Origin of the sequence: Actinoallomurus spadix (assembly GCF_024055725.1) — a bacterium.
In the GTDB taxonomy this organism is placed as follows: Bacteria; Actinomycetota; Actinomycetes; order Streptosporangiales; family Streptosporangiaceae; genus Actinoallomurus; species Actinoallomurus spadix.
This window is the reverse complement of the sequence record NZ_JAMXMX010000006.1, coordinates 351,174-364,687: the sequence shown is the minus strand read 5'-3', so window position 1 is coordinate 364,687 and position 13,514 is coordinate 351,174. Positions and strand designations below refer to the sequence as shown.

10 protein-coding genes are annotated in these 13,514 nt (G+C 68.9%); 7 read left to right on the top strand and 3 right to left on the bottom strand.

Features of this window, described 5'->3' with window-relative positions; translation table 11 throughout:
- Positions 1–766, top strand: a 766-nt coding sequence (locus NE235_RS11610) for a LysR family transcriptional regulator substrate-binding protein (RefSeq protein ID WP_252801702.1), incomplete at its 5' end; no start/stop codon positions are given.
- A 55-nt stretch (positions 767–821) separates the two neighbouring features.
- Here NE235_RS11610 and NE235_RS11605 read toward each other — a convergent pair.
- Both NE235_RS11605 and NE235_RS11600 read right to left on the bottom strand, forming a co-directional pair.
- A complete protein-coding gene (locus NE235_RS11605) occupies positions 822–1,886 on the bottom strand; it encodes an aldo/keto reductase (protein ID WP_252801700.1) in 1,065 nt (354 codons plus the stop codon).
- 212 nt (positions 1,887–2,098) lie between these two features.
- The gene (locus tag NE235_RS11600) at positions 2,099–2,944 is read right to left on the bottom strand and encodes a helix-turn-helix transcriptional regulator (RefSeq protein ID WP_252801698.1); all 846 of its coding nucleotides are present in this window, start codon (positions 2,942–2,944) and stop codon (positions 2,099–2,101) included.
- 134 nt (positions 2,945–3,078) lie between these two features.
- Between NE235_RS11600 and NE235_RS11595 the strand changes: the two genes are divergently transcribed.
- The 3 genes from NE235_RS11595 (at position 3,079) to NE235_RS11585 (ending at position 6,884) form a co-directional block, all read left to right on the top strand.
- Positions 3,079–3,522, top strand: coding sequence for a nuclear transport factor 2 family protein (locus tag NE235_RS11595; RefSeq protein ID WP_252801697.1), 444 nt, complete (start codon positions 3,079–3,081; stop codon positions 3,520–3,522).
- Positions 3,519–4,370: an NAD-dependent epimerase/dehydratase family protein gene (locus tag NE235_RS11590; RefSeq protein WP_252801695.1), complete on the top strand. Its 852-nt coding sequence runs from the start codon at positions 3,519–3,521 to the stop codon at positions 4,368–4,370. Before NE235_RS11595 ends, NE235_RS11590 begins: the two co-directional genes overlap by 4 nt.
- 129 nt (positions 4,371–4,499) lie before the next feature.
- On the top strand, positions 4,500–6,884 hold the full coding sequence (locus NE235_RS11585) for an ATP-binding protein (protein ID WP_252801693.1): 2,385 nt from the start codon (positions 4,500–4,502) through the stop codon (positions 6,882–6,884).
- 59 nt (positions 6,885–6,943) lie between these two features.
- On the opposite strand, the gene NE235_RS37300 is transcribed toward NE235_RS11585, so the two are convergent.
- On the bottom strand, positions 6,944–7,507 hold the full coding sequence (locus NE235_RS37300; protein WP_289848447.1) for an ATP-binding protein: 564 nt from the start codon (positions 7,505–7,507) through the stop codon (positions 6,944–6,946).
- 2,007 nt (positions 7,508–9,514) lie between these two features.
- On the opposite strand from NE235_RS37300, the gene NE235_RS11575 reads away from it, so the two are divergent.
- The 3 genes from NE235_RS11575 (at position 9,515) to NE235_RS11565 (ending at position 13,296) form a co-directional block, all read left to right on the top strand.
- Positions 9,515–9,718: a hypothetical protein gene (locus NE235_RS11575; RefSeq protein WP_252801689.1), complete on the top strand. Its 204-nt coding sequence runs from the start codon at positions 9,515–9,517 to the stop codon at positions 9,716–9,718.
- Between the two features lie 549 nt (positions 9,719–10,267).
- The gene (locus tag NE235_RS11570; RefSeq protein WP_252801688.1) at positions 10,268–11,047 is read left to right on the top strand and encodes an ABC transporter ATP-binding protein; all 780 of its coding nucleotides are present in this window, start codon (positions 10,268–10,270) and stop codon (positions 11,045–11,047) included.
- 374 nt (positions 11,048–11,421) lie between these two features.
- Complete coding sequence (locus NE235_RS11565) at positions 11,422–13,296, top strand: ABC transporter permease (protein ID WP_252801687.1); 1,875 nt, start codon at positions 11,422–11,424, stop codon at positions 13,294–13,296.
- Positions 13,297–13,514 lie beyond the last annotated feature (218 nt).

The following is a 13,514-nucleotide window of genomic DNA, read 5'->3' as shown; positions in this document are numbered from 1 at the left end:
ATCGCCGCGGCCCTCATCTGCTACCGCCGACTCACCAAATGAGACGACGTCTAAGGCGGCGGCGCGAGCCGGCGCCGATGAGCTGGTGGGCGAGCTGGTGGTCGCGGCCCAGATGGGTCTGGGCACGCGGCAGTTGCCGGGCGCGCTGCGGGCGCTGTGCCATCGCTTCCCGCAGCTGGAGGTCACCGTCTTCGAGGAGCCGAACCGCGCCGAGCTGGAGCGGCTGGCGCGCCGGGGCGTACTGGACCTCGCCCTGGTGGCCGGGCCCTGCGGGGAAGAGCTGTACGAAGCCCACCGCCTCGGCGAGGAGGAGTTCGTCGTGGTGCTGGGTCCGGGGCACCCGCAGCTCGCCGCCGACCGGGTCGACCTGCGCGAGCTGGAGCGGGACCCCTGGGTGAGGTTCGACCACGACAGCGCGCTCGACATCGTGCTGCGGGACGTGCTGGAGGACAACGGACTGGCCCCGACCACGGTGGCCCGGGTGTCCCAGACGGCGACGGCCGTGAACTGGGCCGCCCACGGGCTGGGGGCCACGCTCGTCCCGTTCTCCGCGGTGCCCGACGGGCACTGCCACCTCACGCGCCCGGTGTTCCCGGTGGTGTCCCAGCCCGTCGTCGCCGCGGTCCGGCCCGGCACGGGCCCGGCGGAGACGGCCCTGCTCGACCTCCTGCGGCAGGAGAGCTGGTGCCCGCCCGCTTCCTCCACCGGTGTCCCGACGGCCGGGAAGGGCCATGGAGAACGAGTCCCGCAGGAGGCCGCGGCGTAGGCCGGTGACCACCCCGAGGGCGGCGACAGTGCCGTCCTCGGGGCTCGGTCGCGTGTCAGCGACGGGCTTCGATCTTCATGTCGCCCCTGGTCACATTGCGAATGTGGGCGCTGGCGAGCAGGTCGTGCGGAGCGCCGAGCTCGATCGCACTAGCCTCGTCGAGGCGGGCCAGCTGGGAGTCGGTGAGGTCGACCTCGAGGGCGCCCAGATTGTCCTCCAGCTGCGCGGGAGTGCGTGCGCCGATGATCGGTGCCGTCACGCCGGGCTTTCGCAGGACCCAGGCCAGCCCGACCTGGGCGGGGGTACGGCCCGTCTCCGCGGCGACGTCCTTCACGACATCGGCGATGGCGAGCGTGCGTTCCGTGACCATGCCCAGGGCGTGGTTGAGGTCCTTGCGGTTACTCTCGTCGGACGCGCCGTTCGCCCCGGCCAGGTCGTCGCGGGTGTACTTGCCGGTGAGCACCCCGCCGGCCAGCGGCGAATACGGGATCACGCCCAGTCCCATCTCGCGCGCCATGGGGATCAGGTCACGCTCCCCGGCCCGGTTGATCAGGTTGTACTCGATCTGCAGCGCGACCAGCGGTGCCCAGCCGCGCAGGTCGGCGATCGCCTGCATGCGCGACACCTGCCAGGCCGGGGCGTTGGAGATCGCCACGTACAGGACCTTGCCCTGCCGGACCAGGTCGTCCAGACCGCGCAGCACCTCCTCGACCGGCGTCGTGAAGTCCCACACGTGCAGGTAGAGCAGATCGAGGTAGTCCGTGTTCAGCCGTCGCAGACTGCCCTCCACCGACGCGAACAGGTTCTTACGGTGACCTCCCCCGGAATTCGGATCGCCAGGCCGGCGCAGCGTCGAGTATTTCGTCGCCAGCACCAGGCTCTCGCGGTTGTCACGGGTGAATTCGCCCAGCAGGCGCTCGGAACTGCCATTGGTGTAGGTGTCGGCGGTGTCGATGAAATTCCCGCCGCGCTCGAGGTAGAGGTCGAACAACTTGCGCGCCTCGTCCTGCTCGGCGCCCCAGCCCCATTCGGTGCCGAAGGTCGCCGTGCCCAGTGCCAGCGGCGAGACCCGCAGCCCCGAGCGGCCCAGCAACCGGTAGGTGTCGAGGGTGAGCGACATCCCGTCCTCCTGTGCTTGTGAACCGTTGTCGAAACAAGCCGACGGTGCATTCAGCGCGAATTTCCCAAGTAATCGCGGCGGGCACCTCGTCGAGCCGATTTCACGGTACGGCCGGAAAACGACAGGAAGCAAAGACGAAAAGTCAGCAGGGTCCATAGGAGATTCCTATGGACGCTCGCTTCCCTCCGCGTGTGACCGGCCGGCCGCAGGGGTCAGCGACTGCCGGATGCGAGCCGGGCGAGCGCGGCGGCGCTGGGGCTGCCGGGTTCCGCCGTGTACATCACCAGCTGCAGATCGGTGCCGGGCACGAGCAGGGTCTGGCAGTCCACCTCGAGCTCTCCCAGCTCGGGATGCCGCAGGATCTTGCGGAGCACCGGTACGGGTTGGACGTCGTGGTCGCGCCAGCCGGCGGCGAACGCCGGGCTGTGCGCGGCGAACTCGTTCACCAGCTCGCCGAGGACGCGGTCGGCCGGGTGGCGGATGCCGGCCGTGCGCAGGTGCGAGGCCATCTGCCGGGCGAACGCGCCTTCCGCGTCCGCCGGCGCCGAGCAGACGGTGTCTCCCAGCCGGATGGAAACCCGCACGGTGTTGCGCTCGTCCTCGGGCAGCAGCCCGAAGTCAGTGATCAACGCGGCCGACGCGTCGTTCCAGGCCACGATGTTCTGCCGCTCGTCGACCAGGTACGCGGGGATCGGCCCGAGCCGGTCCAGCAGCCGCAGGGCGTCCGCAGGCACCTTCCCCCGGGCGGTGTCGGTATCGGTGTCGGGCGGAAGATATCCGGCCAGCCGTGCCATGTGCTCGCGTTCGGGAGCGGTGAGCTGCAGCGCGCCCCCCAGCGCCGCCAGCACCTCCGGGGACGGACGCGGCGCTCGGGCCTGCTCTAGCCGCTCGTAGTAACTCACCGACACGTGGGCCAGCGCGGCCACTTCCTCACGGCGCAGCCCAGGGGTGCGCCGTGCACGCTGCCCCGGCGGGTGGACCGCCGCGGCCGGCACCCGGTCGGGCGAAAGCGCCTCTCGCCGGCGGCGCAGGAAGTCGGCGAGGCCGGTCTTGCTCATTTTTTCCACGATCTCACCAGACAACCACCTTAGCCACGTACTGGTGGTCCGGGACTCAGCCGTCCGTTCCCCCGCACGTCGACCGGCGGTCAGTCTCAGCTGGTCATACCCCCGTGCAGAAATCGGAGGCCGCCGTGCCGGCTACCATCGAAGACACCTTCCGCTTGATGTGGGACCTGTTGCTGAGCAAGGACATGGACGCCGTGGCCGACCTGTTCGCGGAAGACGGCGTCGCCGAGTTCCCCTTCGCCGTCGACGTCTCACAGCGACAGCGCGTCGGGCGGGAGGCGATCCGCGACTATCTCGCCGCCTTCCCGGAGCAGGTGGACATGCATGAGGTCACCGCTCTCACCGTGCACCACACCGAGCAGCCGGAGACCATCGTCGCGGAGCTCACCGTGAACGGGCGCACCGTCAGCACCGGTGAGCCGTACCAGGTCGGCTACATCGTGGTGTGCACCGCCCGAGACGGTTCGATCACCCGCTACCGGGACTACTGGAGCCCGCTGGCCACCGCGGCCGCGGCCGGGAGCCTGCCGGAGCTGCTCGACTCCCTGCGGACGGAGGCCACCCGATGACCGGCGTACTCGTGACCGGCGGCACAGGCAAGACCGGCAGCGCGCTGGTGCGGCTCCTGCGCGACCAGGGCGTGCCGGTCCGCGTGGCGAGCCGTACGCCCGCCGCCGGAGACCCGGACGCGGTCAGGTTCGACTGGAGCGACCCCACCACCCATCAGGCCGCCCTGCGCGGGACCGACCGGGTCTTCATCGTGCCTCCGGTGAACAGCGTCGAGCAGCTGCCACTGGTCAGGCCGTTCCTGGCCGAGGCGCGACGTCTCGGCATCCGCCGTGTCGTACTCCTCGGCTCCGCCATCCCGCTGCCCGGAACCCCCGAAATGGCCGCGCACGTACGGGACGAACCCGGGGGAATCGTGCTGCGCGCGTCCGGGTTCATGCAGAACTTCCTGCCCCCGCACCCGACGGGCGAGCGGATCCGACGACATGGCGAGATCCGCACCTCCACCGGTACCAGCCGAATCGGCTGGATCGACGCACGCGACATCGCGGCCGCCGCCTCGGCCCTGCTCGCCGACCCGGACGCCGAGCCCGGCCACCGGTCCGACTACCTGCTCACCGGCCCGAAGGCGTTCGGCTACCAGGAAGCGGCGGAGATCATCACCGCGCATGCTCGAAAGCCGGTCCACGTGGCGCAGATCACCACCGGCGAACTGGCGGCCGAGTACCGCGCGGCAGGCATGCCCGCCGAGTTCGCCGCGGCCCTCGCCGCCGTGGAGGTGGGCATCGAGGCCGGCGAGCAGGACCAGGTCAGCACCGCGGTACTCGACCTGACCGGCCGTCCGCCCCGTACTTTCACCGAGTTCGTCACGGAACACGCAGCGAAGTGGGCCGACGGCGGGCACTCGTGAGCTGAGCACGGCCGCGCAGGACGGTTCAGGTCAAAGCTTCCTTGCGATCACACAAGGGGGCTTTGGCCTGGACCGCCCCGCCCGGAGCGTCGGCGCTCCGGGACGTACCGGGTGTAACGTGATGTAATCATGGCTGGTCCGAGGGCCCGCTGCCCAGCGGGCAACCTGCCGGCGGAGGTCGAAGAGCTGATCGGGCGTCGGCACGAGGCGGCCGACGTCAAGCGGCTCCTCTCGTCGACCCGCATAGTGACGCTGACCGGCGTCGGCGGGGTCGGCAAGACCCGACTGGCCCTCCGGGTGGCCGCGGAGGTGACCCGGGCATTCCCCGACGGAGTCTGGCTCGTCGAGTTGGCGGAACTCACCTATCCCGAGGCGCTACCGGAGACGGTGGGCGCCGCGCTGGGCATGCGCGACCGCTCCACCGCGCCGACGGTGGCCAGGCTGATCGACTACCTGAAACACCGGCGGCTGCTCCTGGTCCTCGACAATTGCGAGCACCTCGCGGATGCCTGCGCGATCCTGGTGAGCAAGCTGTTGAAGGCCGCTCCCGGCGTGCGGGTTCTGGCGACGAGCCGGGAGCTGCTGAAAATCGCCGGCGAGCACGTGTTCGAGGTGCCCCCGCTGTCCGTACCGGCGGAAGACGTGCCCCTGGAACCAGGTGATCTGCTGCGCTATGAGGCGATCCGCCTGTTCGCCGCCCGGGCGGCCTCCGTCGTTCCGGATTTCGAGATCACGGCCGCGAACGGCCGGACGGTGGCCCAGATCTGCCGGCTTCTGGACGGGATCCCGCTGGCCATCGAGCTGGCGGGGATCCTGCGGCGATCGATGTCGCTGGATCAGATCGTCGCACGACTGGGCGACCGCTTCCGCCTGCTCACCGGGGGGAGCCGCACCGCACTACCCCGCCAGAGGACGCTGCGGGCACTGATCGACTGGAGTTATGACCTCTGCTCGCCGGCCGAGCGTACGCTGTGGCAACGGCTGTCGGTGTTCACCGGCGGGTTCGATCTGGCCGCGGCGGAACGGGTCGCGTCCGGCGGGGGAATCGCCATCGAAGAGGTCGCGGCGCTGATCACGGGTCTGGTGGACAAGTCCATCGTCAGCCGAGAGAAGAACGGCAAGCGTTACTGGCTGCTGGAGATCGTGCGCCAGTACGGATGGGACCGTCTGACGTCATCCCCGGAGGGACCGCTCCCCGTCCGGATCCGCCACCGGGACCATTACCGGAGATTGGCCACCGAATCGGAAAAGGACTTCTTCAGCCCCCGCCAGATGGAGTGGGGGGCCCGGCTGTCGGCCGAGCACGCCAACCTACGGTCCGCACTGGACTTCTGCCTGAGCGAGCCCGGACATGCGGACGCCGGGCTGGAGATCGCCGCCTCCCTCTGGCATTACTGGGTCTTCGTCTCCGGCAGGGTCGGTGAGGGCCGTCGATGGCTCGAACGCGCACTCACCCTGGAACGGCGACCCGGGCCCTCGCGGAACAAGGGGCTGTGCGTCTGCGGCTGGCTCGCACTGCTACAAGGTGACGCCGCGGACGGCCTGGCCATGCTCGAGGAATGCCGTGGCATGGCGGAGCGGATCGGCGACGAGGGCGCCCTCACGCAGGTCGCCCAGCTCTTCGCCCTGGCCGAGATGCTCCAGAGCGAGCCCGACCCGGCCCGGGCCGTGTCGCTGTTCGAGCAGGTCCTGACCCGGCACCGCGCCAGGAATGACCTCAACGGCATGTGGGTCACCCTCTATCAGATGACCATCATCGAAACTCTCCGCGATCCCGACCACGCGGGGGACCTGGGCGAGCAGGGCCTGGCTCTGTGCGACCGCTATGAAGCACTCTGGTCGAAGTCCCTTCTGCTGTGGGCCACCGCGTTCACCTGGTGGCGGCGTGGCTGCCACCACCGGACCATCACGCTCCTGCGGGAGGCCTTGCGCATCAAACGGCTCTCCTACGATCCCTGGGGCAGCACGTACTGCCTGGCGACAATGGCCTGGCTCGCCGAGGCGCGCGGCGAGCACCCGCGCGCCGCCCGGTTGTTCGGTGCCGTCCACGCGCTGGATCAACTGATGGGCGCGTCACCGACTCATCTCAGTTGGCTCGCCGGGTTCCACGAGTGCTCGGAGACGCGGACGCGCCAGGCGATGGATTCCAAGGCGTTCGCGGCGGCCTTCGAGCGCGGCGCGGGCATGTCCCTGAGCGAGGCGATCGCGTTCGCGCTGGAGGAGAAGACGGCCGCTGTCCCGGCGAAACCGTCACAACCGGCGCGCGGGGATCTCCCTGTGCTCACTCCACGGGAACGAGAGGTCGCGGAACTGGTCGCACAAGGGCTGAGCAACAAGGACATCGCCGCCAAGCTCGTGATCGCCCAGCGGACGGCCGAAGGCCACGTCGAACGCATCCTCACCAAGCTCGGATTCACCTCGCGAGCGCAGATCGCGGCCGTGGTGACAGCGGCGCGTGACGCGCCGGGGCCGGACGACGGGATCATGTCGGGGCACCCCGTTGATCAGCCGTGACGTTGTGCGCGAGGACCGGCTCGCTCTGTCGCTCCCAGGATCACGTCGGCTTTCCACGGTCATGCCGCGGGTAGCTCGAACCAGACCACCTTGCCGGTCGTCGCGCGAGCGCACCCCCAGCGACTGGACAGTGACTCCACCAGGTTCAGTCCGCGCCCTCTCTCGTCCTCGTCGTTGACCGGGCGCATGCTCGGATACCCCGGGCCGGCGTCCGCGACCTCGAATCGCAGTACGTCGCCGAGGAATCGGATGACCAACTGAATCGGGCCGGCGCCATGCTGCAGAGCGTTGGTGACCAGTTCGCTGATGAGCAGTCTGGCCGTCTCACAGTGCTCGGCGAACCCCCAACCGGCCAGTTGATCGGCGGTCAGCCGACGGGCGCGTGCCACCGAGGGCGGCGACGGAGGAAGCGACCAGGAGACTCGCCGGAGGGCGATGGGCTCGATGATCGGATTCGTCCCGCCCGCTCCCGGGCACTGCGGTTCGCCGGACCGATACGCCCGCCGACGGACAAGCCTGCCGGGGTTGCGGAAGATCACCACACTGCTGCGGAGCCGTCTCGATTCCTTGCTCTGTGTCCAGAACGTTGGCGGGCGGACAGCCGTGCGCTCGTATTGACGCATGATTCTCCTGGCTCATTACCGAGCGTTGGATGGGGTTGCTCTCGGCATCTGCCAGCCTGTCGCTGAGCGGTACCTGTTCACACGGGGGGAAGCACCTATGTGGGTACCCGGTCCGCACAGCATGCCCAGACGGGTTCGAAGCCATGGCGGACAGGGCGCCTACGTCGCCGCCGCACTGCCCGCAATGGCGCCCGCGACATCATCGCCGGCATCCCGCACTGAAGCGGACACTGGATCCACGACCATGGGCTGATCCGACGGCCGGCAACGCCCGAACGCCTTCGCCGAGCAAGAAGACGCAGCCGTTGAGTGGCGGCCGAGTCGGAGGGGATGCGCCGCTATCGTGAGCACCGATCACGATCTACAGCCACGACACCCCCCACTGGGCTGTCTGAGAGCCTACGCAAGGCCGGTTTCACCCGCAGCTGGGAGCGCGCCGTACTGGTCGCCCCCACCGGACCTGAAAAACGGGCAACCTCGAACGAGTTGCGCGTCCTGAGCAGCGGAGATCTACTACCGACGATGGCAGATCGCCGAACCCCAGCCTGGTCCTGGTAGTGATGGCCGCCCATCCACAGCCGGGTGACGATCTCGTCCCATGGCGAGTTCGCGTCGGGCACTCCACGATCCTTGGTCCGCACGGCGTCGCTCATAGCCGTTTCGCCCGGCCATGGCTGAAGCCGGGAAAGATCAGACGATCACGGTGCCACCGTACATCGGAGTAGCGGTTCTAAGTCAGTCCCCGCCGATCCTCCGCTGTTCCTCGAACGCGACGTACGGCCGAGACCGATCTGCTCGGCGATCCAGCCTGCAGTATCCACACTGTCACCGGCGGCCGTCGCGTTGGTGTCCTTCCGATCTGGAACGGGCTCCCACGTCGGTGCGGCTTGACCGCGTTCGTACCAGTGGCACCATTCGCCCGGCCGCTCGTGACCCTCATCGTTGCCGTCGGCATCGCCAGACAGAAAGGGCATATGCGGCGAGCGCTGGTCTACTGCGGCGGCGAGGTTGCCACTGCGGTGGCAAGGTGGCCACTGCGACGGCGAAGCTGCACGAGACGTGCTGATGGTGACCGGAAGCGACGTGACAGGCGGGACGGACGCTCTCAACAGCGCAATCGAACGCGTTCGGGAACGCGCATAGAAACGTCTGCTGCTAACACGAGACTTGCTCACCCGTCGCGACGGTTCATGGCATCTGCTCAACACACCCACAACCGATCGTGGTTAGCGCAAAGGCCCCTCGCGTGAACGCGAGGGGCCTTTGACGTCTGCATTCGGGCGAGTGAGCAGGCGTGTCGCGAACGTCGGCGGACCTGAGCGTACGTCAACGACTATTGATTGATCTCGGCCACGAGTGTCACCAATTCTAGGACCACCCGCGTCTGGCATAGGCCGGCGGCGTACTCATTCCCTTCCAAATGACGGCGGAGCCTGCAGCACCGCTGCTCATTGCACGCGCCCCTTGTGGGTCTTCGTGGCTTTGCCGGACGGGGTCGTGCAGGGGGCGTCACCGGTCGCGCCGCAGCGCGGGCACGCGGTGGCCGACTCCGTGGCCGGCTCCGTGGCCGGCTCCGTGGCCGGCTCCGTGGCCGCTTCCGTGGCCGGCTCCGTCGCCGACTCCGTGACCGGTTCCGCGGCCGACTCCGTAGCCGACTCGGTGACCGGTTCCGCGGCCGACTCCGTGGCCGGTTCCGCGGCCGACTCCGTAGCCGACTCGGTGACCGGTTCCGCGGCCGACTCCGTGCCCGACTCCGTAGCGGACTCCGTGACCGGTTCCGTGGCCGCTTCCGTGGCCGACTCCGTGGCCGGTTCCGTAGCCGACTCCGTGTCCGTCTCCGTCGCCGACTCCGTGACCGACTCCGTGACCGGTTCCGCGGCCGCCTCAATGACCGGCTCCGCGGCCGGTTCCGTGGTCGGGGCGGGGTCGGCCGCTCCGCCTGCCGGGTAGTCGGTCGAGCGAGGGTCGCGTCCCTTTTTCTCTTGGATGTACGCCTTGACGCGGTCGATGATCTTCACGGTCGGGGGGCTCCTTAGCGTCGGGTACCGGGCCGCGCGGCAGGCTGGACGCAATCTCTCGGATCGCGTCGGTGCGTTCGGCGTCGACCTGGCCGCACTCCTCGAAGGTCATCAGATCGTAGGGCAGGCCGCAGCCGTACTCACCCATGAGGACCTGTCACAGACTTCCGCCGGCCTGTTGCGGGATGACTGAACCGTCCAGCTCGGTCCACGGCGGTCCAGGGTCGAGCTGGCGAACCAGTTGGCAAAGCCTCCTTGCAAGAGCACGGCTCACATGGTTCTGGTTCATCACCCAATGAGGTCGCCGAGTATCAGTAGAGATCGTCGCGTCGGCACCAAGGCTCAGATCCGCTGTTTCGTCGGAGTTGATCGAGGGGACGACGCCAGTGGATCATGCGACAGAATCCCAGGCCCAGCGGGCCCTCGCACTTGTTTATACGGCGAATTCGACCGTGACATGAGGCGTGATCGTCGGGTTGGAAGTTGAAGAGAGCCTGCGGGTACGCGCGAGCGTGCCCGCAGGCCGCGCAAGGGATGTCGCCCTCCACACCTGCCCTCCCGGACCTCTCCCCGGATGTTCGGTGACGCCTGTAGTGCGTCTACACCAGATGTCGCTCGTGCAGGTGCGACGGCACCAGGTCAGGACGGTGTCGCCGGACGATGCCCGCCGTCGCGGTGAAGGGCCAGAGTCGATGGCTGGAGAGCCCGGCGACAGGTCGGGCCGTGAGGCGAGGGCAACACGTTGGACAACACCCGGGCGGCCGACGCGGTTCGGCTGACAGACGTCCGCAAGGTCTATGGCCGGCGCGAGAACCAGGTGGTGGCGCTCGATGGCGTCACGACGCGGTTCGGGCGAGGGACCTTCACCGCGATCATGGGGCCGTCCGGCTCCGGCAAGAGCACGTTGCTGCAGTGCGCGGCCGGGCTCGATCAGCCGACGTCGGGATCTGTTCATCTGGAGGATCGCGAGATCAGTGAGATGAGCGAGACCGAGTTGACCGAGCTACGGCGTGACCGGATCGGCTTCGTGTTCCAGGCGTTCAATCTTCTGCCTGTGCTGACGGTGCGCCAGAACGTCACGTTGCCGCTGCGGCTCGCGGGGGTGAAGCCGGACCGGCGCAAGGTCGCCACGGTGCTGGACCGGGTCGGACTGGGGCAGCGGCACCATCACCGTCCGGCCGAGCTCTCCGGCGGACAGCAGCAACGCGTTGCGATCGCGCGGGCGTTGATCAGCGATCCCGCCGTCATCTTCGCCGACGAGCCCACCGGAGCGCTCGACACGAGGACCGCACGAGACGTGCTCGCGCTGTTGCAGGACTCGGTGCGCTCATCCGGACAGACGATCGTGATGGTGACGCACGACCCGGTCGCGGCCTCGTACGCCGATCGCGTCCTGTTCCTCGCCGACGGCCGCCTGGCCGGCGAGCTCCACGCACCGACCGCCGAGTCGGTCGCCGAGCGGATGACCCATCTGGGTGCCTTCGTGAACGACCTCTCCGCGCCGGGGAAGGGGCGGATCTGATGCTGCGGCTCGCCCTGCGCACACTCTGGTTCCGTGCGAGTCTGTTCGTCGCATCGCTGCTGGTGATGCTCTTCGCGGCTGCCATCATGATGGCCTGCGGAGGCCTCATCGAGACCGGGATCCGCACCGCCGTCCCACCACGGCAACTCGCGTCCGCGGACATCGTCGTCGCCGGTGATCAGGAGTACCACGACTCGGGCGGCGACCCCGACGAACCACCGATCCTGCCCGAGCGCGTACGCATCGACGCCGGACTGGAGCGGACGATCGCCGGGCTCGACGGCGTCCGCACGACGGAAAGCTACGTCTTCGAGGGCGAAGCCCCGCCCGGCACGGTCGACGCGATCGGGGTCGAGGCGAAGCCGGGCCGGGACGTGGCGCAGCTGCGGAAGCGGATCGACGCCGTTGTGGGCGACCGGACGATCACGCTCGTCGGCGACGAGCGTGGACGAGCCGAACTGCGCGATGCCCAGGCGAGCGGTGTCACTGTGATGGCGCTCGCCGGAGTCTTCACCGCGTTCACGCTTCTCGTGTCGATCTTCGGCGTGGCCTCTATGCTCGGCCTCTCGATCGCGCAGCGCCGGCGAGACATGGCGCTCCTGCGAGCCGTCGGCGCGACGCCGCGCCAGGTGCGCCGCCTGATCTTCCGCGAGACGCTGATGCTGTCCGTGGTCGCCACGGCCGTCGCGTACGTCCCGGGTCACCTGCTGGGCCGGTTCCTCTTCGACCAGTTGGCCGACTGGGGGATCGCCGCCCACGGCATCGCGTTCCATCAGGGGTGGATTCCGACCGTGGCAGCGACGGCGGTCGCGATCGTGGCCGCGCTGGCCGGTGCGCTGCTCGCCGGTAGACGGGCGGCGCGGATCAAGCCGACGCAGGCCCTGGCCGAGGTCGGCGTCGAGGGCCGGTACGCGGGCGTTGGACGGATGATCCTGGGATTGGTGCTCCTGGCTGGTGCCTTCGCGCTCACGATTGTGACGATCGTCGTGATGAGTGGCCCCCTGGCGCCGGCGACAGGCGCACCGGCCGTGATCCTCCTGGGTCTCGGGTTCGCGCTTCTGGCGCCCGGGCTGACGAGGATCACCACGTTCGTCCTCCAGTGGCCCGTCCATGCGCTCGGCGGCGTGACCGGGCAGCTCGCCATCCTCAACGCGCGGGGTCGCAGCAGCCGGATGGCGGCGGTGATGGCGCCGGTCATCTTGCTGATCACGGTGTCGGTCGGGATGTTGTATCTCCAGACGACGAACGACAAGGCCGACCGGCGGGCATTCGCCGACAACCTCGTCGCGGATGCCGTCCTGACCATCCCCGGCGGCGTCGATCCCGATCTCGTCCATCGGATCAACGCCCTGCCGGGCGTCGCCGGCGCCTCGGAGTATGTGAACAGCCTCGGGTTCATCGAGAAGCCGAAGGACCATTCGCCGATGAACGAGGGCTGGACCCTCCAGGGCGTCACGGCCGAAGGAGCAGGCGCGACCACGCCGGTGAAGATCACCGAGGGTGCCTTCGCCGCCCTGCGCGGCGACACGATCGCGCTCGAGAGAGCCCATGCCCACCAGCTGGGTGTAGGCGTCGGTGACCCGGTCACGCTACGTATGGGGGACAACACGGCACTCGACGTACGGGTGGCCGCCCTGTTCTCCGCCCCGGACGGCTACGACACGCTCCTCCTGCCGGCCGACACCCTGGCCGCCCACACCACGGAGGGAGTCGCGACGCGCATCCTGGTGAAGGCGAACAACGACACCTCGACCACGCAGCTGGTCGAGCGGCTGGACGGCGCCGCGGTAGCGGCAGGCGCGACGGTGGGGGGTCGCGACGTCCTGCTCAAGGAGTACGACGATGAGAAGCGCACCGCCAACTTCGCGATTTACATCATGGTGTTGGTGATCGCCGGGTATGCGGCCATCACCGTGACCAGCACCATGGCCTCGAGTGTGACCGCACGACGGCGTGAGTTCGGCCTGCAACGACTGGCCGGTTCGACCCGTACCCAGGTCATGCGGATGGTCGGGTTGGAGGGCATGCTCGTGGCGCTCAGCGGTGTGGTCATCGGCTCCGCGGCGGCAGCCGTGATCTTGGTGCCGGTCAGCCTCAAACGCCTCGGCTCGGTGGTGCCTGCGGGCGGGCCGTGGATCTTCCTCGCGCTGGCGATCTTCACGCTGCTGCTGACCCTCAGCGCTGTTCTGCTCCCCGCTTGGCGCGCGACGCACAGGCGTCCCGCTGAGGCCGCGCTGGCGGTCGAGTGACCGTGGACACGACCCGTTAGCAGAAAGACCCCCCGCAAGATTACGAGGGGTCCTTGACCTGTGCGCAGCCGGAGGGATTCGAACCCCCAACCTTCTGATCCGTAGGCACCCAAACGATCGGCGAGCGTCACTCCGGCTGTCCGAACTCGTACGGCTGCGGCCGAGATCGTTCGTGCCGGTGGCTCCCGCCGTGGCTCCCAGGAACCAGCGCTGGCGAC

Coding starts and splice junctions, on each gene's coding strand:
- NE235_RS11575 (WP_252801689.1), top strand. CDS start 9,515: ATGATCTTCACGGTCGGGGGGCTCCTTAGCGTCGGGTACCGGGCCGCG.
- NE235_RS11585 (WP_252801693.1), top strand. CDS start 4,500: ATGGCTGGTCCGAGGGCCCGCTGCCCAGCGGGCAACCTGCCGGCGGAG.
- NE235_RS11590 (WP_252801695.1), top strand. CDS start 3,519: ATGACCGGCGTACTCGTGACCGGCGGCACAGGCAAGACCGGCAGCGCG.
- NE235_RS11600 (WP_252801698.1), bottom strand. CDS start 2,944: ATGAGCAAGACCGGCCTCGCCGACTTCCTGCGCCGCCGGCGAGAGGCG.
- NE235_RS37300 (WP_289848447.1), bottom strand. CDS start 7,507: ATGCGTCAATACGAGCGCACGGCTGTCCGCCCGCCAACGTTCTGGACA.
- NE235_RS11605 (WP_252801700.1), bottom strand. CDS start 1,886: ATGTCGCTCACCCTCGACACCTACCGGTTGCTGGGCCGCTCGGGGCTG.